The organism is Pseudomonas sp. Ga0074129 (assembly GCA_001465025.1).
Lineage (GTDB): Bacteria > Pseudomonadota > Gammaproteobacteria > Pseudomonadales > Pseudomonadaceae > Aquipseudomonas.
On the sequence record LNDO01000083.1, the window covers coordinates 1 to 21,008 of the forward strand.

Here is a 21,008-nt window from a genome sequence, read left to right on the forward strand (position 1 = left end):
CGGCGTCAGCGAAGGTCATCTGCTTCATGGGGAAACTCAGCGGGTGGAATCCGGGTATTTTGCCAAAATCTGGAAGTCTTCTTCAGAGTTTCCCTAAGGACCGCCTACGACCGGCTGCGCGTCGGAAAAACTGCGTTGAGAACGGCTTCGAAATGCTCATTTACAACTCGTAAACTCCGCTTTCTCAGCCGTTCTCGCCTGGTTTTTCTCTAGCTCGCACGCCCGTAAGCTGGCCCTTGTTAATTGAAGTGGGCTGCCCTTGGGAGAGCGGGCTTACGGGTCAGGAATCCCTGAACCCGCTCACCCAAGGGGTGCCGTAACCTGCGGTCACTGCACCAACGCCGCGCCCGCGCGGCTGGTTTGTTGCGTAAAGCGGTAAGGCTCCCCTCCCCCATTTATTGGGGGCACGCCTAGTGGAGAGGGGCTGGGAGAGAGGGCCGAAACACCGCAAAGCGGGCAGCAGCCCACTCTCCCTAACCCTCTCCCCAAAGGGGCGAGGGGACTGATCGGATGCAAGCGGATGGTCGCGAGAGATCGCCAGCAAGCTGGCTCCTACAGGTCGTCATCCACATCTAAAAAAGGGGGCTGATCCTGCGATCAGCCCCCTAGGTGTTACTTAGCCATTACTCGGGAAGGCGAACTGCGCCGCTTCGTGCGAAGCGCGCTGCGGCCAGCGTTGGGTGATGGCTTTTTTGCGGGTGTAGAAGCGCACACCGTCCGGGCCGTAGGCGTGCAGGTCGCCGAACAGCGAGCGCTTCCAGCCGCCGAAGCTGTGGTAGCTGACCGGTACTGGCAGTGGCACGTTGACGCCGACCATGCCCACTTCGATTTCGTCGCAGAACAGGCGCGCCGCTTCACCGTCGCGGGTGAAGATGCAGGTGCCGTTGCCGTATTCGTGGTCGTTGATCAGCTGCATGGCGGCTTCCAGGCTGCCGACGCGGACGATGCACAGCACCGGGCCGAAGATTTCGTCGGTGTAGATGGTCATCTCTGGGGTCACCTTGTCGAACAGCGTGCCGCCGACAAAGTAACCGTCTTCATGCCCTGCTACGACGAGATCGCGACCATCAACCACCAGGCGTGCGCCCTGGGCCACACCGGCGTCGATATAGCCTTTGACCTTGTCACGCGCCGCAGCGGTAACCAGTGGGCCCATGTCCAGGCCGCACTGAGTGCCGGCACCGATTTTCAGGGCTTTGATCTGCGGGGTTAATTTTTCCACCAGCGCATCGGCGATCTGGTCGCCCACGCACACGACCACGGAGATGGCCATGCAGCGCTCGCCGCAAGAGCCGTAGGCGGCGCCCATCAGTGCGCTGACGGCGTTGTCCAGGTCGGCATCGGGCATCAATACAGCGTGGTTTTTCGCGCCGCCCAGGGCCTGGACGCGCTTACCGCGCTTGGTGCCTTCGCTGTAGATGTATTCGGCAATCGGCGTGGAGCCAACAAAGCTCAGGGCTTTGACGTCTGGCGATTCGATCAGGCCGTCCACGGCTTCCTTGTCGCCGTGGACCACGCTGAGCACGCCTTTCGGCAGACCGGCTTCGATCAGCAATTGGGCGATGTACAGGGTGGAGCTGGGGTCGCGCTCGGACGGCTTCAAGATAAAGCAGTTACCGCAGACGATGGCCAGCGGGTACATCCACAGCGGCACCATGGCCGGGAAGTTGAACGGGGTGATGCCGGCAACCACGCCCAGCGGCTGCATGTCGCTCCAGGCGTCGATGTTCGGGCCGACGTTGCGGCTGTATTCGCCTTTGAGGATTTCCGGGGCGGCGCAGGCGAATTCGACGTTTTCAATGCCGCGCTTGAGTTCGCCCACGGCGTCTTCGATGGTTTTGCCGTGTTCTTCGCTGATCAGCTTGGCGATGGTGGCTTCGTGCTGCTCCAGCAGTTGCTTGAAGCGGAACATGATCTGCGCACGCTTGGCAGGCGGGGTGTTGCGCCAGGCCGGGAAGGCGGCTTTGGCCGAGTCGATGGCCAGTTGCAGGGTGGCGCGGTCGGCCAATGCCACTTGCTTGCTGACAGCACCGATGGACGGGTTGAAGACGTCTGCCGTGCGGCCGGTGCCGGCGATCAGTTCGCCGTTGATCAGGTGGTTAACGATGGTCATGGGTCTTCCTCGTTGGTAATTCGTTGGGCAGATGAGCCATGGCTCATTTACCGAAATTCATGCCCTGTTGCGGGCGTCCCCTCTCCCGCCTGCGGGAGAGGGGAGACAAGCATCAATCCAGGCTGTTCAGCACATCACCGACAGCGTTGAACACAGAATCCAGTTGCTCGGGCTTGGTGTTGAAGGTTGGCCCGAACTGCAGGGTGTCGCCGCCGAAGCGCACGTAGAAGCCGGCGTTCCACAGTTTGATACCGGCCTCGAACGGGCGGATCACCGGGTCGCCGTCACGCGGGGCGATCTGGATCGCGCCAGCCAGGCCGCAGTTGCGGATGTCGACCACGTTCTTGCTGCCTTTGAGGCTGTGCAACTTCTCTTCAAAGATCGGTGCCAGGGCGGCTGATTGCTCGATCAGGTTGTCGCGCTGCAGCAACTCCAGCGTCGCCAAGCCTGCGGCGCACGCCACCGGGTGACCCGAGTAGGTGTAGCCGTGGCCGAACTCGACCATATGCTCAGGGATCGCCTGATTCATAAAGGTGTTGTAGATCTCGCTGGAAGCGATCACCGCACCCAGCGGAATCGCGCCGTTGGTGACTTGTTTGGCGGTGTTCATGATGTCCGGCACCACGCCGAAGAACTCGGCACCGGTCCACTTGCCCATACGGCCGTAGGCGGTGATCACTTCGTCGAAAATCAGCAGGATGTTGTGCTGGGTGCAGATCTCGCGCAGGCGCTGCAGGTAGCCCACTGGCGGCACAATCACACCGGCGGAACCGGACATTGGCTCGACGATCACGGCGGCAATGTTGGAGGCGTCGTGCAGTTCGATCAGTTTCAGCAGTTCGTTGGCCAGCTCCACGCCACCGGTGGCCGCCATGCCCTTGGTGAAGGCCAGGTGCGACTGCAGGGTATGCGGCAGGTGGTCGGCGTCCATCATCTGGCCGAACATCTTGCGGTTACCGCCGATACCGCCCAGCGAGGTGCCGGCGATGTTCACACCGTGATAACCACGGGCGCGGCCGATAAACTTGGTTTTGCTTGGCTGGCCTTTCAAGCGCCAGTAGGCGCGGGCCATTTTCACCGAGGTGTCGGCGCACTCGGAGCCGGAGTCGGTGTAGAACACATGGTCGAGGCCGGCTGGCGTCAGCTCAGTGATTTTCTCTGCCAACTGATAGGACAGCGGGTGGCCGTACTGGAAGCCCGGCGCGTAGTCGAGGGTGCCCAACTGCTTGGCCACGGCTTCCTGTATTTCTTTACGGTTGTGCCCGGCACCGCAGGTCCACAGGCCAGACAAGCTGTCGAACACGCGACGGCCCTTGTCATCGATAAAGTAGTTACCGTCGGCACCGACAATCAAACGCGGGTCACGCTTGAAGTTGCGGTTGGCGGAAAACGGCATCCAGTGCGCATCCAGTTTGAGCTGGCTGGCCAGGGATGGGACTTCGATCTGCGGCATGTTCATGGTGGCCTCGGTGTGGGCGATTGAAGCGGTGAAGTCGAATCTGTTGCCAGTAAAGGTGCCACGGGCTTAGAGTCATGAAAACACGACTCTTCTTATCTTTAGTTATCCGCTTACTAAACAAAGCCCCAGACAACGAGCCTCCTCTATGAGCACCCGCCGCCCCGATCCGCTGGCCCAGGTCAGTGACTTTGATATCCGTCTGCTCAAGCTGTTTCGCAGCGTGGTTGAGTGCGGCGGCTTTTCCGCTGCTGAAAGCGCCCTAGGCATCGGCCGCTCGGCTATCAGCCAGCAGATGAGCGACCTAGAGCAGCGCCTTGGCCTGCGCCTGTGCCAACGCGGCCGCGCCGGTTTTGCCCTGACCGAAGAAGGCCGCGAGGTGTACCAGAGCACCCTGCAACTGCTGACGGCGCTGGAGAGCTTTCGCACCGAGGTCAACGGCCTGCACCAGCACCTGCGCGGCGAGTTGAACATCGGCCTGACCGACAACCTGGTGACAGTGCCGCACATGCGCATCACCCATGCGCTGGCACGTCTGAAAGAGCGCGGCCCGGATGTGCATATCCACATCCGCATGACGCCGCCAAGCGAAGTGGAGCAAGGCGTGCTCGACGGTCGCCTGCACATCGGCGTGGTGCCGCAGGTGACGGCGCTCTCCGGGCTGGACTATCAGGCGCTATACGACGAGCGCTCGCTGCTTTACTGCGCGGTCGGCCACCCGCTGTTCTACGTCGATGATCAGCAACTGGACGACGCGCGCCTGAACACGCAGGAGGCCATCGCCCCGACCTTCCGCGTGCCGCCCGAGGTGCAGAGCCACTATCAGGCGCTGAACTGCACCGCCAGCGCCTCAGACCGTGAAGGCATGGCCTTTCTTATCCTCACCGGGCGTTATATCGGCTACCTGCCCGATCACTACGCGCAAGCTTGGGTGCAGCAGGGCCGCCTGCGCGTGCTGAAACCGGCCAGCCGCTTCTATGACATCAGCCTGGCCTCGGTCACCCGTAAAGGCCGCCGCCCGCACTTGGTGCTGGAGAGCTTTTTGGAAGCGCTGGCGAACTGCAACTAAGCCGTTTGAGCGCACCAGCGCTGTAGCCCGGATGCAATCCGGGCTACGCGCTGAAGGCGCAGACCGGCCAAAGACGGGAAAAACCCTAAAAACCTGCACATTTACGGTGCAAAGCCCGTAAAAATCATCCGCTGCTGTGCTTTTTAATCCCTAGCGACTTGTCACCCAGCCAGCACTGGGGTATCAGTGCAGCGACAAAAACCTGACCACTGCGGAACCGCCCATGACCGTTGAAGTACTTGCGCACCGAGCCGATTCAACCAGCAAACCCGCCGGCCGCATTCGGCAGAAAAACGAAGAAGCGATCATCAAGGCCGCCGAAGAAGAGTTCGCTCGCCACGGGTTCAAAGGCACCAGCATGAACACCATCGCGCAGAACGTCGGGCTGCCGAAGGCCAACCTGCATTATTACTTCAGCAACAAGTTGGGCCTGTATCAGGCCGTGCTGCTCAACATTCTTGAGCTGTGGGACAGCACTTTCAACAACCTGACCGTGGACGACGACCCCGCTCAGGCGCTGGCAGCTTATATCCGCGCGAAGATCGAATTCTCCCGCCGTCACCCCAAAGCCTCGCGCATTTACGCCATGGAAGTGATCAGTGGCGGTGAAACCCTGTCGAAAATGCTCAACCAGGACTACCAAGCCTGGTTCCGTGGCCGTGCAGCAGTGTTCACGGCCTGGAGCGCAGCCGGCAAGATGGACCCGGTGGACCCTGCGCACCTGATTTTCCTGCTGTGGGGCAGCACCCAGCATTACGCCGACTTTGCCTCGCAAATTTGCCGCGTCACCGGCCGCACGCGACTGGTCAAGGCCGATTACGACGAAGCCGCCGACCAGCTCATTACCATCATCCTCAAAGGCTGCGGCCTGACGCCGCCTGCTAAAGACGCCTAATGCCCTTCACCCTGCTCGGCCCTTGCGAGTACCGTGAGGAAATTCGCAAAAGCCGCTTTATTGCCCTCGCCGCGCCGGTTAACAGCGCGGCTGAGGCGCAGGCGTTTATCAGCGCGCAGAGCGATGCCAGCGCCAGCCACAATTGCTGGGCGTGGAAGGTGGGCCAGCAGTACCGTTTTAGCGACGATGGTGAACCGAGCGGCACCGCTGGCCGACCGATTCTTGCGGCGATTGAGGCACAGGAGATGGATCAGGTAGCGGTGCTGGTGATCCGTTTTTACGGCGGCATCCAGCTCGGCACCGGCGGCCTGGCCCGCGCCTATGGCGGCAGCGCCAACAAATGCCTGCAAGCCGCCTCGCGCCGCGAATTAATCGCCCGCGATCAGTACCGCTGCCATTGCCTGTTTGCCGAACTGCCGCTGCTCAAGGCACGCCTAGCAGAACTCGACTGCCTGCTGGAGAGCGAAAGCTACGACGCCACGGGTGCTGAGCTGCAGCTGGCACTCCCAGCCGCTCGGGTGGCCGAATTGCAACGGCTGCTGGCGGATATCAGCCGTGGGCGGATTGAGTTGCTGTCGCTGTAAGAGCCTGTCGCGGCTACGACTGCATGGAGGCAGGAGGTAGGGCGAAGCAGGATGCCAGAGCCGAAAGCCCCTCCCACGACGCAGCGCACCCTGTGGGAGGGGCTGGGCGGCACTCCGCTTTAACCGCGACTTCCCGTAAGTGTGCGAAAACGCACCGAAATCAAACCCAGCGCACCACGCTGGAGCAGCCAAGTCATACGAGGCCGCAGCCAAACAGTTAGCAACGCTGCACAGCCGCTTTTCTGACCCAATGGCCAGCTTTTTGCTTTAGCTCGGGCAGTTGTCATTTCCGAGCCTCTGTCCATGTCCATTTCCCCTGCTATTCCACGCTTGCAGCTGAGCGGCATCAGCAAGCGCTACCCCGGCTGCCTGGCCAATGACCGTATCGATTTGAGCATCGCCCCTGGGGAGATCCATGCGCTGCTCGGCGAGAACGGTGCTGGCAAAAGCACCCTGATGAAGATCATCTACGGCGTCACCCAACCTGACAGTGGCGAGATTCGCTGGCAGGGTGAACCACTGAAGATGCGCGACCCGGCCATGGCGCGCCGCCTGGGTGTGGGCATGGTGTTCCAGCATTTCTCGCTGTTCGAGACGCTGACTGTGGCGGAGAACATTGCCCTGGCCATGGGCACGGATGCCGGTACGCCGAAACAGTTGGAGCCGAAGATCCGTGAAGTGTCGCAGCGTTACGGCATGGCCCTGGAACCGGGCCGGCTGGTGCACAGCCTGTCCATCGGCGAGCGGCAACGGGTGGAGATCGTCCGCTGCCTGATGCAGGACATCAAACTCTTGATCCTCGACGAGCCGACCTCGGTGCTCACTCCGCAGGAGGCCGACGAGCTGCTTGTCACCCTGCGCCGTCTGGCGGCCGAGGGCTGCAGCATTCTGTTTATCAGCCACAAGCTCGGCGAAGTGCGCGCCCTGTGCCAGAGCGCCACGGTGCTGCGCGGCGGCAAGGTATCGGGGCATTGCATACCGGCCGAATGCAGCGACCTGCAACTGGCGCGGCTAATGGTCGGCGACGCCGAAGGCCTGGAAAGCAGCTACCCAAAAGCCAGCGGCGGTCTGCCGCGTTTGCGTGTGGATGACCTCAGCTGGCACAACGCCGACCCGTTCGGCTGCACCCTCAGCCAGATCCGCCTGGAAGTGCGCAGCGGCGAGATCGTCGGCATCGCCGGGGTTGCGGGCAATGGTCAGGACGAATTACTCGCCCTGCTCAGCGGCGAAACCCGCCTGCCGCGCAACGAACGTGAACGCATCAGCCTGGACACTCAGCCGATTGCCGACCTGTACCCGGATGCACGGCGCAAACTAGGCCTGGCCTTTGTTCCGGCCGAACGCCTGGGCCATGGCGCGGTGCCGGACATGAGCCTGAGTGATAACGCCCTGCTCACTGCTTTCCAGCAAGGTTTAGTCAGCAAGGGGCTGATTCAGCGCGGCAAGGTGCGCGCCCTGGCCGACGAGATCATCAAACGTTTTGCGGTGAAAACGCCGGATGCCGATGCGCCTGCGCGCAGCCTGTCCGGCGGCAATCTGCAGAAATTTATCCTCGGCCGCGAAATCCTGCAGAACCCCAAACTGCTGGTGGCCGCGCACCCGACTTGGGGCGTAGACGTAGGCGCGGCGGCGGCGATTCATCGCGCGCTGATTGCCCTGCGCGATGCCGGTGCGGCGATTCTGGTGATCTCCGAAGACCTCGACGAACTGTTCCAGATCAGCGACCGCATTGGCGCGCTGTGCAGCGGCAAGCTCTCGCCCCTGGCCGCCACCGCAGAAACCGAAGCCGTTGAAGTCGGTCGTTGGATGGCCGGCGAATTCGCCCCACTGCCCCTCATCACAAGCCCACTCGCAGCCCCTGCTGCCCACCTGAGCTGACGGAGTTTTCCATGCTGTTATCCCTCGAACCGCGCGGTCAGCAATCGCGCGCAATGCTCTGGTTGTCGCCACTGCTCGCCGCCGTGCTGACCCTATGCAGCGGCGCGCTGTTATTCGCCCTGCTCGGCCACGACCCGCTGGACACCTTGCACACGCTGCTGATCGCGCCGCTGGCCGACTGGTATGGCGTCTCCGAACTGCTGGTCAAGGCGCTGCCAATTCTGCTCTGCGCTCTCGGCCTGGCGGTGGCCTATCAAGCGCGCATCTGGAACATCGGTGCCGAAGGTCAGCTGCTGCTTGGGGCGCTGGCCGGCAGCGCCATGGCGATCCAGATCATCGATTGGGACAGCCGCTGGGCGCTGGTCTGGGTGGTGCTTGCCGGTGTAGCGGCGGGCGCGGCCTGGGGCGGCCTGACCGCCTGGCTGCGCACGCAGTTCAATGCCAACGAAATCCTCACCAGCATCATGCTCAACTACATCGCGCTGAACCTGCTGCTGTTCTTCGTACACGGCCCGTTGAAAGACCCGGCCGGTTTCAACTTCCCCGAGTCGGCGATGTTCGGTGATGCCAGCCGCCTGCCGCTGGTGAGTGAGGACGGCCGCCTGCACGCCGGTCTGTATTTCGCCCTGCTGGCGCTGGTGGCGGTGTGGGTGCTTCTGCACCGCAGTTTTCTGGGTTTTCAGATCAAGGTGCTCGGCCTCGACCGCCGCGCCGCCGGCTTTGTCGGTTTTCGCGAGAAGCGCCTGGTGTGGTTTGCCCTGCTGGTCAGCGGCGGCCTGGCTGGCCTGGCGGGTGTGGGTGAAGTGGCCGGGCCGATTGGCCAACTGGTGCCGCAAGTCTCACCGGGCTACGGCTACGCGGCGATCACCGTAGCCTTTCTCGGCCGCCTGAATCCGCTCGGCATTCTGTTCGCCAGTCTGCTGATGGCCCTGCTGTACCTGGGCGGCGAGAACGCGCAGATGACCATGAACCTGCCCCAGGCGATCACCCAACTGTTCCAGGGAATGATGCTGTTCTTCCTGCTCGCCTGCGACGTGCTGATCCTCTATCGGCCACGACTGAAGTGGAAATGGGCGCAGCGAAAAACTAAAGCCACCGCCGAGGCCCTGGCCTGACAAAGAACCTGTAGGCGCGATCAAGCGCGCCTACAAAAGCGATACACAAAGGAATTCCCGATGGATCTCGACCTGTTAAGCAATATTTTCTACGCCATGGTGCGCACTGGTACGCCGCTGTTGCTGGTGGCATTGGGTGAACTGATCTGCGAGAAGAGCGGTGTGCTCAACCTCGGCCAGGAAGGCATGATGCTGTTCGGCGCGGTGATCGGTTTTATCGTCGCCCTGAGCACGGGCAACCTGTGGCTCGGCGTGCTGCTGGCGATGAGCGCCGGCATGCTGCTGTCGATGTTGTTCGCCGCCGTGGCCCTGGGCTTTAACGCCAATCAGGTGGCCACCGGTCTGGCGTTGACCATCTTCGGCGTCGGCCTGTCGACCTTTGTTGGCGCGGCCTGGGTCGGCAAACCGCTGGCCGGATTCGAGCCCATCGCCATTCCGCTGCTGAGCGAGATTCCACTGATCGGGCGCATGCTGTTTGCTCAGGACATTCTGGTTTACCTGTCCTTCGCCCTGTTCGGTTTAGTGGCTTGGGTGCTGCTGAAAAGTCGCATCGGCCTGATCATCCAGGCGGTGGGTGAAAACCCCGATGCGGCCAGCGCCATGGGCCTGCCGGTGCTGCGCGTACGCACCTTGGCAGTGCTGTTCGGCGGGGCCATGGCTGGCTTGGCGGGCGGTTACCTGTCGCTGGCCTACACACCGATGTGGGCGGAAAACATGACCGCCGGCCGCGGCTGGATCGCCCTGGCGTTGGTGGTGTTTGCCAGTTGGCGGATATTCCGTGTGTTGCTTGGAGCCTACCTGTTCGGCTTGGCCAGCATCATCCACTTGGTGGCGCAGGGCATCGGCCTGTCGATCCCCTCCAACCTGCTGGCGATGCTGCCCTATGTGGCCACCATTCTGGTGCTGGTCCTGCTGTCGCGCGATGCGATCAAAACCCGCCTGTTTGCGCCTGTGTCACTGGGCAAGCCGTGGCAGCCAGGGCACTGATAACGCGTGCCAACGCACCATCTGGCAGCACAGATGGCCCGCTACGCACCAGCGCAGAACCTACACAGAACCCCGCTCCGGCGGGGTTTTGTGTGTTTGCGCGGGGGGCAGCGCTAATTGTCCAGTTGGTCAGCTTTTTGCAATTCAACTGGCAGCTGTTTAACCACACCGTACCCACACACAACGGAGTTTCATCAACCATGTTCGAGAAGAGTAAAAAACCCCTGTTGCGCGCCCTCGTTGCCGCCCTTGGCTTTAGCGTCACGTTGGGCGCTTCCGCTGCCGATCCGCTGAAGGTCGGCTTTGTCTATATCGGCCCCATTGGCGACCACGGCTGGACCTACCAGCATGAACAGGGTCGTCAGGCGGTGATCAAAGAATTGGGCGACAAGGTTACAACCAGCTACGTGGAGAACGTGCCAGAAGGTGCAGACGCCGAGCGGGTGATTCGCAACATGGCCAAGGGTGGCTTTGATCTGATTTTCACCACCTCGTTCGGCTACATGAACCCGACGCTGAAAGTGGCCAAGCAATTCCCCAAAGTCACCTTCGAACATGCCACCGGCTACAAGCAGGACAAAAACCTCGGCACCTACCTGTCACGCTCGTATGAAGGCCGTTACGTCGGCGGTTACCTCGCGGCGAAGATGACCAAAACCAAGAAAGTCGGTTACGTGGCCTCCTTCCCGATCCCGGAAGTGATCCGCGACATCAACGCCATTCAACTGGCGCTGGACAAGTACAACCCCGGCACCGAGATCAAGGTGGTTTGGGTCAATTCCTGGTTCGATCCGGGCAAAGAATCCGATGCGGCCAACGCGCTGATCGACCAAGGCGTGGACGTGATGTTCCAACACACCGACAGCCCGGCACCGATCCAGACCGCCGAACGCCGTGGCGTGTATGCCGTGGGTTATGCCTCGGACATGGCGCACTTCGGACCGAAGGCCGTGCTCACCTCGATCGTCAACGACTGGGGCCCGCACTACGTTAAATCCACACAGGCCGTGATCGACGGCACCTGGAAATCCGAAGATTTCTGGGGCGGCCTGACCGAAGACACCATCAAACTGCCGATCAGCGATTTGGTGCCGGCGGACGTCAAAGCCGAAGCCGAGCAGATCATCGCCGACATCAAGAGCGGTGCCTTCCACCCGTTCACCGGCCCGATCAAGGACCAGAGCGGTGTCGAGAAAATCCCGGCCGGCGTCGCCGCCACCAACGCCGAACTGGCCTCGATGAACTACTACGTGGAAAACGTAAAGGCTGAATTGCCCAAGTAACCGCAGAATCGCGGCTGAAGCCGCTCCCACAGCGTGGGAGGCGCTTTAGCGGCGACAGCTTTCAGCAATAACCGATGCCGTCCCTGCTCACCTGCAGCAGAACCGCATCAAAAGGACGATGCCTTAACCGGCATCGTCCTTTTTCGCTGCCCTGGGTACGAGAAGACTCGCAGCACCGCCCCACCCGGAGCCTCTATGAACACCCTACCGATTATTGACATCGCCCCGCTTTACTCAGCCGATCCAACCGCCTGGCCCGCCGTGGCCGAGCGGATTGACAACGCCTGCCGCGAATGGGGTTTCTTCTATATCACCGGCCACCCGATCAGCCCGGCGCGCATCGACGAACTGCTGAATGCCGCCAAAACGTTCTTCGCCCTACCGGCTGCCGAAAAGCTCAAGATCGACATCACCCAGACCACCCATCACCGTGGCTACGGCGCGATTGCCACCGAGCAGCTCGACCCGAGCAAACCGAGTGACCTCAAGGAGACCTTCGACATGGGTTTCCACATGGCACTCAATCACCCCGAGGTACTGGCTGGCAAGCCGCTGCGGGGGGCCAATCGCCACCCGGACCTGCCGGGCTGGACCGCTCTGATGGAACAGCACTACGCCGATATGCAGGCGCTGGCGCAAACCCTGCTGCGCGCCATGACCCTTGCCCTGGACATCGAGCGCGACTTTTTCGACAGCCGCTTTCGCGAGCCGATCAGCGTGCTGCGCATGATCCACTACCCGCCGCGCCACACCGCCAGCAGTGCCGAACAGCAAGGCGCGGGTGAACACACCGATTACGGCTGCATCACCCTGCTCTACCAGGACGACGCCGGCGGGCTGCAGGTGCGCAACCGTGACGGTGAGTGGATCGACGCCCCGCCAATTGCCGGCAGCTTTGTGGTGAACATCGGCGACATGCTGGCGCGCTGGAGCAACGACCGTTACACCTCGACCCCGCACCGGGTGATCAGCCCGCTGGGGGTGGACCGCTACTCCATGCCGTTCTTCGCCGAACCGCACCCGGACACCGGAATCAGCTGCCTACCGAACTGCTCGGACGCCAGCAACCCACCCAAGTATCCGTCAGTAACCAGCGCCGAATACCTGCTGTCGCGCTTTGCCGACACCTATGCTTACAGGCGTGAAGAACAGGCGGGCATATAACACCGCCCGCGCCCCGGAGGAACGGCCTTGGCCGCGAGAGCGTTGCGCGGCCAAGGCGATTTAGCGCCCGGCTGATTCGGCGAAATCCTGTCCTTACGGTTAAACTTTGTCGCGACCACGCCTGATAACGAGATCTGACCATGTACGACTGGCTCAATGCCCTGCCCAAGGCCGAACTGCACCTGCACATTGAGGGCTCGCTGGAGCCCGAGTTGCTGTTTGCCCTGGCCGAGCGCAACAAGATTGCCCTGCCCTGGAACGACGTTGAAGCGCTGCGCAGCGCCTATGCCTTCAACAACCTGCAGGAGTTTCTCGACCTGTATTACGCCGGTGCCGACGTGCTGCGCACCGAGCAGGATTTCTACGACCTGACCTGGGCCTACCTGCAAAAATGCAAGGCGCAGAACGTCATCCACACCGAGCCGTTCTTCGACCCGCAGACCCATACCGACCGTGGCATTCCCTTCGAGGTGGTGCTGCGCGGCATCAAACAGGCGCTGGTCGATGGCGAAAAACAACTGGGCATCAGCCACGGTTTGATCCTGAGCTTTCTGCGCCATCTGTCTGAAGAGGAAGCGTTCAAAACCCTGGAACAAGCCAGGCCATTCCGCGATGCGTTTATCGCCGTCGGTTTGGACAGTTCGGAAATGGGCCACCCGCCGAGCAAGTTCCAGCGCGTGTTCGACAAGGCACGCAGTGAGGGCTACCTGACCGTCGCTCACGCCGGCGAGGAAGGCCCGCCCGAATACATCTGGGAAGCCTTGGACCTGCTGAAAATCGAGCGCATCGACCACGGCGTGCGCGCCATCGAAGACGAGCGCCTGATGCAGCGCATCATCGACGAGCAGATCCCGCTGACCGTCTGCCCGCTGTCCAATACCAAGCTCTGTGTATTCGACGACATGCGCCAGCACAATATCCTGCAGATGCTCGAACGCGGCGTGAAGGTGACGGTGAACTCGGATGACCCGGCCTACTTCGGCGGCTACGTCACCGAGAACTTCGCCGCTCTGTACGACAGCTTGGGTATGACTCAGGAGCAGGCCAAGCGCCTGGCGCAGAACAGCCTGGATGCAAGGCTGGTTTAAACCAAATCGTCGCGGCTAAAGCCCCTCCCACAGAACGTATGAGCTGTGGGAGGGGCTTTCCGCTTGCCCGTGACCATCGACAGCGGCAGGTTTTCCTTCAGGCGGTAGCTTTCAAACAACGCCGCCGCGATGTGCAGGCCCACCAAGGCCATCAGCGCATCGGCGCAGAATTCATGTATTTCTAACGGCAGATCTGCACCCCAGAAGTAGTCGACTTCTTCCATCAGAAAGCCGGTCACACCCAGGCCGAGCATCAGCAGCATCATGCCGATCATCACCAGCGCGCCCAGCGGGGAATGCCCCAAGCGGTGATAATCACGCCCACTGAGCAGTGCCCGCAGGTGTTCGGCCACACGCGCTCGGGTCGGCCAGAAGTCCGCCCAGCGCGCTGCCGGTGTCCCGATAAAACCCCACACCAGGCGAATCACCAGCCAGGCCATGGCGTAGTAACCGAACCAGCGGTGCCAGTTCTCGCCCTCTTCGGTGAAGAAGTAATTGGCCAGAAAAGCGCTCGCCAGAGACCAGTGGAACAGCCTGACCAACGGGTCCCACAGGCGTGTGGTCGAACTGTTCATCAGTCTTCAACGCCGCCTTTAATGACCTTGCCGCTAACCGGATCGAAGTAGATTTCGACCTTCTGACCGTCTTTGTTAAAGCCGTAGATTTCGTAGCAGTTACCGCCAGTGACCTTGAACTTCTTGATCTCGTAGCCCTGGGCTTTGAGGTCGGCCTGGAATTTATCCTGATCCTGCCACTGCGCCTTGTCGGCGGTAGTGCATTGGGTGGCGGCGAAGGTCAGGGGGCTGGCCAGAACCAGAGACAGCAGAAGCAGTTTGCGCATGATGAAATCCTCGTGATGCAGGGGGAATGTGTGTCTGCGAGGACTACTTTGGCGCGGCAAGCTTAAGGCTGTATTAGGTAAAACCGGCTGACTGCCGCAGGCTCACCCACCGGCAGCAGACATTCGCAGTACGAAAATCGACATCGCCGGAAGAAACGGCCTTTAGACAGGCCGTTCGACCACCGACAGGATTCTTGAGAAGCCAACTGCACGCTGTCTAGCCGTGCGCATACCCGGCCATTTACGTGCAGCAAGAGTCATCAATGATGGTGCTTCTCTGCATGGTCAGCGGATACAGGCGCATCAGCTTGCACCGCAATCTCCACTTCAACCGCGCCGGCCTTTTCAAAGGTCAGGGTCAGCGGGAAGCGTTCGCCGTCTTTGGCTTGTTGCTTCAGGTTAAACAGCATGACGTGATAGCCCATGGGTTCGAACTTCACCTCGCCGCCAGCGGGAATCTCCACGCTCTGCACCTGCTGCATCTTCATCAGGCCGTCGGCGTGAATGTGTTCATGCAGTTCGGCCTTGCCGGCCACCGGGGTGCTGGCACTCAGCAGACGATCGGCTTCGCTGCCTTTGTTATGCACCACAAAATAGGCCGCTGCAGTGGGCGCAACCGGCGGCATGGCGCGCGACCACGGGTGTTCGATGTGCAGGTTGCCGACGCTGTAGTCGTGAGCGTTGGCAAACAAGCTTGGGCTAAGCAGTGCGGCGATCAGCAGGGTCTTTTTCAGCAACATGGTGTTCCTCCAGTGGTGGACTGAATGTCCAATAAAGCTGTTGTAACGCAAAGTCTTGATGCGGGCCAAGCCTGAGCAGCTCAGGCCGCTCAAGTGCTGCATATCCTCGAAACTCATACGCTGGATGGATGCACGCGCGGCTGTTTGCTGACTCGCACAGGGCGCCGCCCACGCAACCGCCGCCAGCCCATCACCGTGCCGCTCAGGCAAATTAGCAAACCGCCCAGACTGGCCAGCCACATCCAGCCATCCCAGAGGGGCCGGTTTTGCAGCAGCGGCAACCAATCCCAACTGTGCAGCAGGGCAAACAACCAGCGCGAGGTACGCTGCCCTTCATCCATTCGGCCGAGCAAAGCACCGGTGCGCGGATCAAGGTGCAGCCAGGTCTGGGCCGGATCATTGAAGCGCACCCGCAGAATTGGCAATGGCCGTTCCAAGTGCCCAGTCATGCTGTGCTCGGTCCGTGCGTAGTAGTAAAAGTCATAAGCCGTCAGGCGCTCGACTGTCGGTACATCCCCTGGCCGAATCGCCCGAGCTGCGCGCAATACGTCCGTTTCGTCCAACCCCCACTGCGGTGCGGATGCATCCATGGCCAGCACCGCGCTGGCACCCGTATTGTCCATACCCAGCAGATAGCCACGGCCACCTAACAGGCGCCAATGCAGCTCACGCACCGGCAGCCCCATCGCATTGAAACGCGACAAAGCCTGTTCAGGCCCGAGAGAAAAGGCATCAGCCTGCAACGCTCCGCCTTGGTAGGGAGCCAGGTTCAACGGAGTCGCGCTGTCCAGCAGTCGCCAGGGGTTCATCGACATCAAGCCGCTGAAAATCCATGCCAGCGCCAACCCACCAAACAGCAAACCACCGATATGGTGCCAACGTGCCAGCCCTTTATAAGGGCTGCGTGCGCCACTGCGATAAGGCGCAGCAAAGCGCCAACGCAGGAGGCCGACCACAATGCCCAGGAGCGTCATCAGCGTGGCGGCCACGGACAGGTAGATCACCGCATCACTCCACCAGCGATCCAGCACACCGCCGCGCAGGGGATAGACCCAGTGCAGCCAGGCGCCCAGCCAGTTCCAGGTCCGCTCGGTGAAAGTGGCATCGCGCACCACTTCGCCGCTACGCCCCGAGACATACAGCAGCGTGCCGTCATCCAGCCCCACACGATGCAGCGGTCGATCGCCGTCGAGGGCGCGCGAGTGCGTCCAGGCATCCTCCTGTATAGAGGCCTGGAAGTGCACCGCACGCTCACCGGCAAAGGGTTGAGCGGCAGCCTCAGCCTCTGCTGGGGTCACCGAGTCAATACGTTTGCCGCTGCGCGCATCAACCGCCACCGCGCCCGTCGCAAACCGCACAACAAAGCGCGGTTCACCGGCCACCGTAGTCAGCCGAATGGATGCCGGGGCGGCCTTCTCACCCGTGGCAGCCAGCACCTGCTCGAGTGGTACGCAACAGCCCTCCAACGACAACGGTGGCAGATGGGCCAGGTGCTCGCGCTGGGTCAGTTTGGGATAGCCGACGTACATCATCACCAAGCCAGACACGAACCAAAGCACCATCAGCAGGCAGAGGAAAATACCCAGCCAGCGATGCCACAGGTAGAGATAGCGCTTCATCGGGCGGCCTCTTAAAAGCGTGACTGCAAGGCCAGCTCAAACGAACGTGGCGCGCCGAGGAACAGCATGTCGCTACTGGCCCAGCTGGCGTATACCTCGTCGGTCAAGTTGCGCGCCCGCAAGGTCAGCAGGCTGTCGGCATCCAGGCGATAGCTGACAAATGCACCGAACAAGGTATAGGCCGGTGCCTTTAACCGGTTGGCCGCATCCGCATACACCGAGGCCACGTGGCGGCTGTCTGCACCAACCTGCCAATGCGACGTGAGGTCGTAGGTCAGCCACAGGTTGGCAACCTGATCGGGCACGTTGCTCGGCGTGTTGCCCTTACGCGAGACCGACTGCCCGCCCACGCTTTCATTGAACTCATCGTATTGCGCATCGATCCACGCCAGATTGGCTTCTGCCAGCAAGCGCGGGGTGATGCGCAGCGCTGTTGCCAGCTCTACACCAAGCGTCGATTGCTTACCCACTGGTAGCGTTTGCCCGGGGTTAGCGGGGTCGCGCGTAGCCAGGTTTTCGCGTTCGATCTTGTACGCAGCAACGGTGGTGGAGGCGCGTCCATCGAAGAAATCAAACTTGCTGCCGACCTCCAGTTGACGGCCCTTGGTCAGGTCAAAATCCTGCACCTGACCGAGGGTCGCGGTGGTGAGGATGCCAGCAGGCGGGTCGGCAGCGGTGCTGTATTGCACGTACACATTGGCAGCAGGACTCAAGGCATAGACCATACCGACACGGCCAGTGGTGGGCTCGTACTCACGGGCGAAAAACGCCGGGTTGGTCAGGCTGGCGGCTTGGTGGTTGGTCACTTCCAGGTCGATGCGGTCATGCCGCAGGCCGGTGAGCAGGGACAGGCGCTCAGTCAGTGCCAGGCGGTTTTCGACAAACAACGCCCAGGTGTCGAGTTGATTGGTGCGCTGGCGTGCGTAACCAGGATTCATACCCGGCAGGTCGAAGAAATGCCCCGGTTCGAAGTGCTCAGCATCCACCACGCCGAAGGGACCGGCGACCGAGCGTGGATAGCGGGTTTGCACGTTATGGCTGTAATCCAGCCCGGCTGCCCACTCGCTCGACAGGCCAAACAGCCCGCCCTGATGGAGCAACTCAAACCGATTGCCGTTGAGCTCCTGATCATGCCGTTGCAACAGCGCGTTACTGCGCTGCACGGCGCTATTAGTGGCATCCGTGTAGGCATAGGTCTCCAGGTTGCGGTAATCACGCTGCGCGTTGTAGTGATAGAGCGTATTGCGCAGGCGGGTGGCGTCCGTCAGTTGATACTCGGTGATGGAACGCGCCCAACGCACCCGCTGTTCATAGCGGCCGTCTGCAACGTTGTAGTTCTCGAAACGCCGACTCTCATCCACCTTCAGATCACCCGAGCGGCCCTTGAGCACCGGGCTGCCCCAATAAGGGCTGTCGACCTGTTCTTCCTGATACTCAAACGCCAGGGTGTGCGACAGCTGCTCGTTGAAGTCCGTCAGCAGGGAGAATGCACTGGTCCACGCCTCACGCTCTTCGCGATCCACGTAGCCATTGCTGCTGGTGCGGCTGACATCCATGCGCAGGTGATTGGCCTCGCCCAGCGGCTGGTTGAAACCATAGGCCAGTTCGTTGGCATCAAACGAGCCGTAGCGGATGCGTCCTTCGCTGAACACCTGATCGCGCGTGGCCAATTTAGTCAGGTAGTTGATCGAACCACCGACAGCGCCCGAGCCATTGAGAAAGCTGGACGCACCGCCGACCGCTTCAACCCGGTCGTAAATCCAGCTATCCACCGGACGCGCCGCAATGGAGTCGTACTGCACCGTGATGCCGTTGAACATCTGCGTGACCTGGCTACCGGTAAAGCCACGCCACGACACGGCCCCGGCAAAACCAGGCGGCGCGGCAGCCACCACACCCGTTACGCCATTGAGCATCTGTTGGGTGTTGTCCGCACCGCGACTTTCAATCTGCTCGCGGCTAACGACACTGACCGAAGCCGGCGTTTCCCGAGGCGTCAGGCCCAGGCGTGATGCGCTCTCGACCGGAGTATCAAGAGATAGTTCAGAAGCAAGCGCCGCACGGCCACGGACCTCACTGTCGGGCAAAGTGACGGCCTGTTCAGCCCAGAGTGAAGGGGTTACAGCGCACAGCAAGGCGGCGCTCAAGGCGCGCGAGGACGGTATAGACATAGCGTATTGTTTTCCTGAAAACACAAGCAATCGCACGCGGCATGGCTTCGCCACATGCAAACGGTGGGCGCGCCCTAAAGGCGCCGTGCATCAGGAAAGAGGAGAAGCGCGGGGGTTGGCCGAAGGCCAGAGGTAGCGAACCGGTCGCGGGGTATAAAAAAGCGTCAGCAGTGGCGCACGGCTGATGGCCAGTAGCCCCAACAAGCCAAAGAACGCCGCGAGGATGAGCGCACCAAAGCTGGAGCTCAGGGAGCAGCCGGAGCCGGTGGCGGGGTTGGGCGCAACGACACCTGAGCCTTCAAGGTCAGCCCCGGCACCAAAGTTACCGTCGAAGGAGCAGTACTGGCTGTCCAGACCACTCAATTGCAAACCGGCCATTTGCCCATGACTGATGCTGCAGCCGAACGCACTGAACAGAACGCTGAAATACAGCATCCAGGCCAGCAGGCGACGGTCAGATCGGGTCATTTTCATGGGGCGCGACTCTAGCATTGCTCTGGGACGCATGTGACATAGCAGCACTGCGTTGGATTGCCGCACTGCGCTGCCGGCAATAGTAGCGGGGCTTATGGGGAATGTCCTCCCCGCCGAGGCAGGCCAACTCGATAGCTGCCATCAACGACCCGTTTGTGCGGTTATTCGGGTAACCGCCAACACGCCCATCTGGCCATACTGGAAGTCTGTCGCACGGGCGGCTTAACTCAGGGCAGTATTGAACAAGCGCCAAGGCCATGCCATAACGCCGCCTACATGGATGAGTGCACGACCTCAACGTGGGCATCCGCCAACGCCGCTAGGAGCATCGAGTGACCCTACTCCCCTTGGAAACCCTGCTGATCGCCGCGCTGGTGCTGTTGCTAGGACGTGTCGTCAACCGCCTGGTGCCCTGGCTGTCGCACTACAACATCCCGGACCCCATAACCGGCGGCCTGCTGTTTGCTGTCGGCATGCTCTTTGCCGGGCAGTTTTCCCCAGCCGAGGTGGTGTTTGACAGCACCCTCAAGCCCGTACTTTTGCTGGCGTTTTTTGCTGCGGTGGGCTTGTCGGCCAATCTCAGTTTGCTCAGGCAAGGCGGCAAGCGGTTATTGCTGTTTGTTCTGGTACTGATCCCGTTCCTGTTTCTGCAAAACCTCACCGGCTTGCTGATTGCCTGGGGACTGGACATGCACCCGCTGATGGGCCTTGTGGGCGGCAGTATTACCTTGGTCGGTGGCCACGGTACGGGGGCGGCCTATGCCGAGCGCTTTGCCGAAGTAAACAATATCCAGTCGATCATGGAACTGGCCATGACCGCCGCGACCCTCGGCTTGGTGCTGGGTGGCATCTGTGGTGGGCCGCTGGCCCAATGGCTGATCAAGCGTCATAACCTCGACAACAACGTGACGGGCCAGCCCACTGCGCAGAATCTTCAGGAGAGTCCGGCCAGCGCGCCAATCAATGCGGGTAACCTGATCCCGGTTCTCGCCGCTGTACTCATTGCCGTCATCGCCGGGCGCTGGCTGGGTGATCTGGTCAGTGGCGGCCCTGTCACCCTGCCCAGCTTTCTCTGGTGCCTGCTGGTGGGTGTGTTGATTCGCAACGCGGGTCATCTGGTGGGCCTGCGCTTGAACGACTCAGGGATCGATATGCTCTCGAGCCTAACCTTGGCGCTGTTTCTCGCCATCACCATGATGACCCTGAACCTGGCCAGCGTGGCCAGCCTGGCGGGCCCCTTACTCGTTATGTTGCTGGGGCAACTGCTGTTGGTGGTGATCTATGGTGGCTTGCTGGTGTATCGCGCAGTGGGCCGCGATTACGAGAGCGCCGTCATGTCGGCCGCCTTCTGCGGTTTTGCCATGGGCGCAACGGCCACGGCGATCGCCAATATGCAGGCCATCACACAGAAGTACGGCCCCGCACCTCAGGCCTTTCTGGTGGTGCCATTAGTCGGTGCATTCCTTATCGATCTCCTCAACGCGCTGGTGCTCACGGGTTATCTGTCACTGCCATGGATAGGGGGTTAGGC

18 protein-coding genes are annotated in these 21,008 nt (G+C 61.3%); 10 read left to right on the forward strand and 8 right to left on the reverse strand.

Annotated elements, in window-relative coordinates; translation table 11 throughout:
- Window positions 1-616: 616 nt before the first annotated feature.
- Together AUK77_RS11490 and AUK77_RS11495 are read right to left on the reverse strand one after the other, a co-directional pair.
- Window positions 617-2,113, reverse strand: coding sequence for a CoA-acylating methylmalonate-semialdehyde dehydrogenase (locus tag AUK77_RS11490; RefSeq protein ID WP_296129751.1), 1,497 nt, complete (start codon window positions 2,111-2,113; stop codon window positions 617-619).
- A gap of 112 nt (window positions 2,114-2,225) precedes the next feature.
- Window positions 2,226-3,572 carry an aspartate aminotransferase family protein gene (locus AUK77_RS11495; RefSeq protein WP_296129754.1) on the reverse strand — a complete coding sequence of 449 codons (1,347 nt, stop codon included), beginning with the start codon at window positions 3,570-3,572 and terminating at the stop codon, window positions 2,226-2,228.
- Between the two features lie 145 nt (window positions 3,573-3,717).
- On the opposite strand from AUK77_RS11495, the gene AUK77_RS11500 reads away from it, so the two are divergent.
- The 9 genes from AUK77_RS11500 (at window position 3,718) to AUK77_RS11540 (ending at window position 13,632) form a co-directional block, all read left to right on the forward strand.
- On the forward strand, window positions 3,718-4,638 hold the full coding sequence (locus tag AUK77_RS11500) for a LysR family transcriptional regulator (protein ID WP_296129757.1): 921 nt from the start codon (window positions 3,718-3,720) through the stop codon (window positions 4,636-4,638).
- A 223-nt stretch (window positions 4,639-4,861) separates the two neighbouring features.
- Complete coding sequence (locus tag AUK77_RS11505; RefSeq protein WP_296129759.1) at window positions 4,862-5,533, forward strand: TetR/AcrR family transcriptional regulator; 672 nt, start codon at window positions 4,862-4,864, stop codon at window positions 5,531-5,533.
- Entirely contained in the window at window positions 5,533-6,117 is a 585-nt protein-coding gene (locus tag AUK77_RS11510) for a YigZ family protein (RefSeq protein WP_296129762.1), read from the forward strand. Before AUK77_RS11505 ends, AUK77_RS11510 begins: the two co-directional genes overlap by 1 nt.
- Window positions 6,118-6,420: 303 nt before the next feature.
- On the forward strand, window positions 6,421-7,995 hold the full coding sequence (locus AUK77_RS11515; RefSeq protein WP_296129764.1) for an ABC transporter ATP-binding protein: 1,575 nt from the start codon (window positions 6,421-6,423) through the stop codon (window positions 7,993-7,995).
- Window positions 7,996-8,006: 11 nt separating this feature from the next.
- Window positions 8,007-9,110 (forward strand): ABC transporter permease, encoded by a 1,104-nt coding sequence (locus tag AUK77_RS11520; RefSeq protein WP_296129767.1) that lies wholly within the window; start codon window positions 8,007-8,009, stop codon window positions 9,108-9,110.
- A gap of 60 nt (window positions 9,111-9,170) precedes the next feature.
- Window positions 9,171-10,097: an ABC transporter permease gene (locus tag AUK77_RS11525; protein WP_296129770.1), complete on the forward strand. Its 927-nt coding sequence runs from the start codon at window positions 9,171-9,173 to the stop codon at window positions 10,095-10,097.
- Between the two features lie 200 nt (window positions 10,098-10,297).
- Window positions 10,298-11,380: a BMP family ABC transporter substrate-binding protein gene (locus tag AUK77_RS11530; RefSeq protein WP_296129773.1), complete on the forward strand. Its 1,083-nt coding sequence runs from the start codon at window positions 10,298-10,300 to the stop codon at window positions 11,378-11,380.
- Window positions 11,381-11,575: 195 nt separating this feature from the next.
- Window positions 11,576-12,544, forward strand: coding sequence for a 2-oxoglutarate and iron-dependent oxygenase domain-containing protein (locus AUK77_RS11535; protein ID WP_296129774.1), 969 nt, complete (start codon window positions 11,576-11,578; stop codon window positions 12,542-12,544).
- Between the two features lie 140 nt (window positions 12,545-12,684).
- On the forward strand, window positions 12,685-13,632 hold the full coding sequence (locus AUK77_RS11540; protein ID WP_296129775.1) for an adenosine deaminase: 948 nt from the start codon (window positions 12,685-12,687) through the stop codon (window positions 13,630-13,632).
- Here the strand turns inward: AUK77_RS11540 and AUK77_RS11545 are convergent.
- The 6 genes from AUK77_RS11545 to AUK77_RS11570 form a co-directional block, all read right to left on the reverse strand.
- A complete protein-coding gene (locus tag AUK77_RS11545) occupies window positions 13,629-14,207 on the reverse strand; it encodes a cytochrome b/b6 domain-containing protein (RefSeq protein WP_296129776.1) in 579 nt (192 codons plus the stop codon). The genes AUK77_RS11540 and AUK77_RS11545 overlap by 4 nt on opposite strands.
- On the reverse strand, window positions 14,207-14,473 hold the full coding sequence (locus tag AUK77_RS11550; protein WP_267808994.1) for a PepSY domain-containing protein: 267 nt from the start codon (window positions 14,471-14,473) through the stop codon (window positions 14,207-14,209). The genes AUK77_RS11545 and AUK77_RS11550 overlap by 1 nt, the downstream gene beginning before the upstream one ends.
- A 260-nt stretch (window positions 14,474-14,733) precedes the next feature.
- Window positions 14,734-15,213, reverse strand: a complete 480-nt coding sequence (locus tag AUK77_RS11555; protein WP_296129779.1) for a copper chaperone PCu(A)C — start codon at window positions 15,211-15,213, stop codon at window positions 14,734-14,736.
- Between the two features lie 113 nt (window positions 15,214-15,326).
- The gene (locus tag AUK77_RS11560) at window positions 15,327-16,832 is read right to left on the reverse strand and encodes a PepSY domain-containing protein (protein WP_296129781.1); all 1,506 of its coding nucleotides are present in this window, start codon (window positions 16,830-16,832) and stop codon (window positions 15,327-15,329) included.
- 11 nt (window positions 16,833-16,843) lie between these two features.
- Window positions 16,844-19,003: a TonB-dependent receptor gene (locus AUK77_RS11565; protein ID WP_296129783.1), complete on the reverse strand. Its 2,160-nt coding sequence runs from the start codon at window positions 19,001-19,003 to the stop codon at window positions 16,844-16,846.
- 90 nt (window positions 19,004-19,093) lie between these two features.
- Window positions 19,094-19,477, reverse strand: coding sequence for a DUF2946 domain-containing protein (locus AUK77_RS11570; protein ID WP_296129785.1), 384 nt, complete (start codon window positions 19,475-19,477; stop codon window positions 19,094-19,096).
- A 332-nt stretch (window positions 19,478-19,809) separates the two neighbouring features.
- On the opposite strand from AUK77_RS11570, the gene gltS reads away from it, so the two are divergent.
- The gene (gene gltS / locus AUK77_RS11575) at window positions 19,810-21,006 is read left to right on the forward strand and encodes a sodium/glutamate symporter (protein ID WP_296129788.1); all 1,197 of its coding nucleotides are present in this window, start codon (window positions 19,810-19,812) and stop codon (window positions 21,004-21,006) included.
- The last annotated feature ends 2 nt before the right edge of the window (window positions 21,007-21,008 follow it).

What these genes read in the sequence shown, in the direction of transcription:
- AUK77_RS11490 (WP_296129751.1), bottom strand. Translation starts at nt 2,113, where the DNA reads ATGACCATCGTTAACCACCTGATCAACGGCGAACTGATCGCCGGCACC.
- AUK77_RS11495 (WP_296129754.1), bottom strand. Translation starts at nt 3,572, where the DNA reads ATGAACATGCCGCAGATCGAAGTCCCATCCCTGGCCAGCCAGCTCAAA.
- AUK77_RS11500 (WP_296129757.1), top strand. Translation starts at nt 3,718, where the DNA reads ATGAGCACCCGCCGCCCCGATCCGCTGGCCCAGGTCAGTGACTTTGAT.
- AUK77_RS11505 (WP_296129759.1), top strand. Translation starts at nt 4,862, where the DNA reads ATGACCGTTGAAGTACTTGCGCACCGAGCCGATTCAACCAGCAAACCC.
- AUK77_RS11510 (WP_296129762.1), top strand. Translation starts at nt 5,533, where the DNA reads ATGCCCTTCACCCTGCTCGGCCCTTGCGAGTACCGTGAGGAAATTCGC.
- AUK77_RS11515 (WP_296129764.1), top strand. Translation starts at nt 6,421, where the DNA reads ATGTCCATTTCCCCTGCTATTCCACGCTTGCAGCTGAGCGGCATCAGC.
- AUK77_RS11520 (WP_296129767.1), top strand. Translation starts at nt 8,007, where the DNA reads ATGCTGTTATCCCTCGAACCGCGCGGTCAGCAATCGCGCGCAATGCTC.
- AUK77_RS11525 (WP_296129770.1), top strand. Translation starts at nt 9,171, where the DNA reads ATGGATCTCGACCTGTTAAGCAATATTTTCTACGCCATGGTGCGCACT.
- AUK77_RS11530 (WP_296129773.1), top strand. Translation starts at nt 10,298, where the DNA reads ATGTTCGAGAAGAGTAAAAAACCCCTGTTGCGCGCCCTCGTTGCCGCC.
- AUK77_RS11535 (WP_296129774.1), top strand. Translation starts at nt 11,576, where the DNA reads ATGAACACCCTACCGATTATTGACATCGCCCCGCTTTACTCAGCCGAT.
- AUK77_RS11540 (WP_296129775.1), top strand. Translation starts at nt 12,685, where the DNA reads ATGTACGACTGGCTCAATGCCCTGCCCAAGGCCGAACTGCACCTGCAC.
- AUK77_RS11545 (WP_296129776.1), bottom strand. Translation starts at nt 14,207, where the DNA reads ATGAACAGTTCGACCACACGCCTGTGGGACCCGTTGGTCAGGCTGTTC.
- AUK77_RS11550 (WP_267808994.1), bottom strand. Translation starts at nt 14,473, where the DNA reads ATGCGCAAACTGCTTCTGCTGTCTCTGGTTCTGGCCAGCCCCCTGACC.
- AUK77_RS11555 (WP_296129779.1), bottom strand. Translation starts at nt 15,213, where the DNA reads ATGTTGCTGAAAAAGACCCTGCTGATCGCCGCACTGCTTAGCCCAAGC.
- AUK77_RS11560 (WP_296129781.1), bottom strand. Translation starts at nt 16,832, where the DNA reads ATGAAGCGCTATCTCTACCTGTGGCATCGCTGGCTGGGTATTTTCCTC.
- AUK77_RS11565 (WP_296129783.1), bottom strand. Translation starts at nt 19,003, where the DNA reads ATGTCTATACCGTCCTCGCGCGCCTTGAGCGCCGCCTTGCTGTGCGCT.
- AUK77_RS11570 (WP_296129785.1), bottom strand. Translation starts at nt 19,477, where the DNA reads ATGAAAATGACCCGATCTGACCGTCGCCTGCTGGCCTGGATGCTGTAT.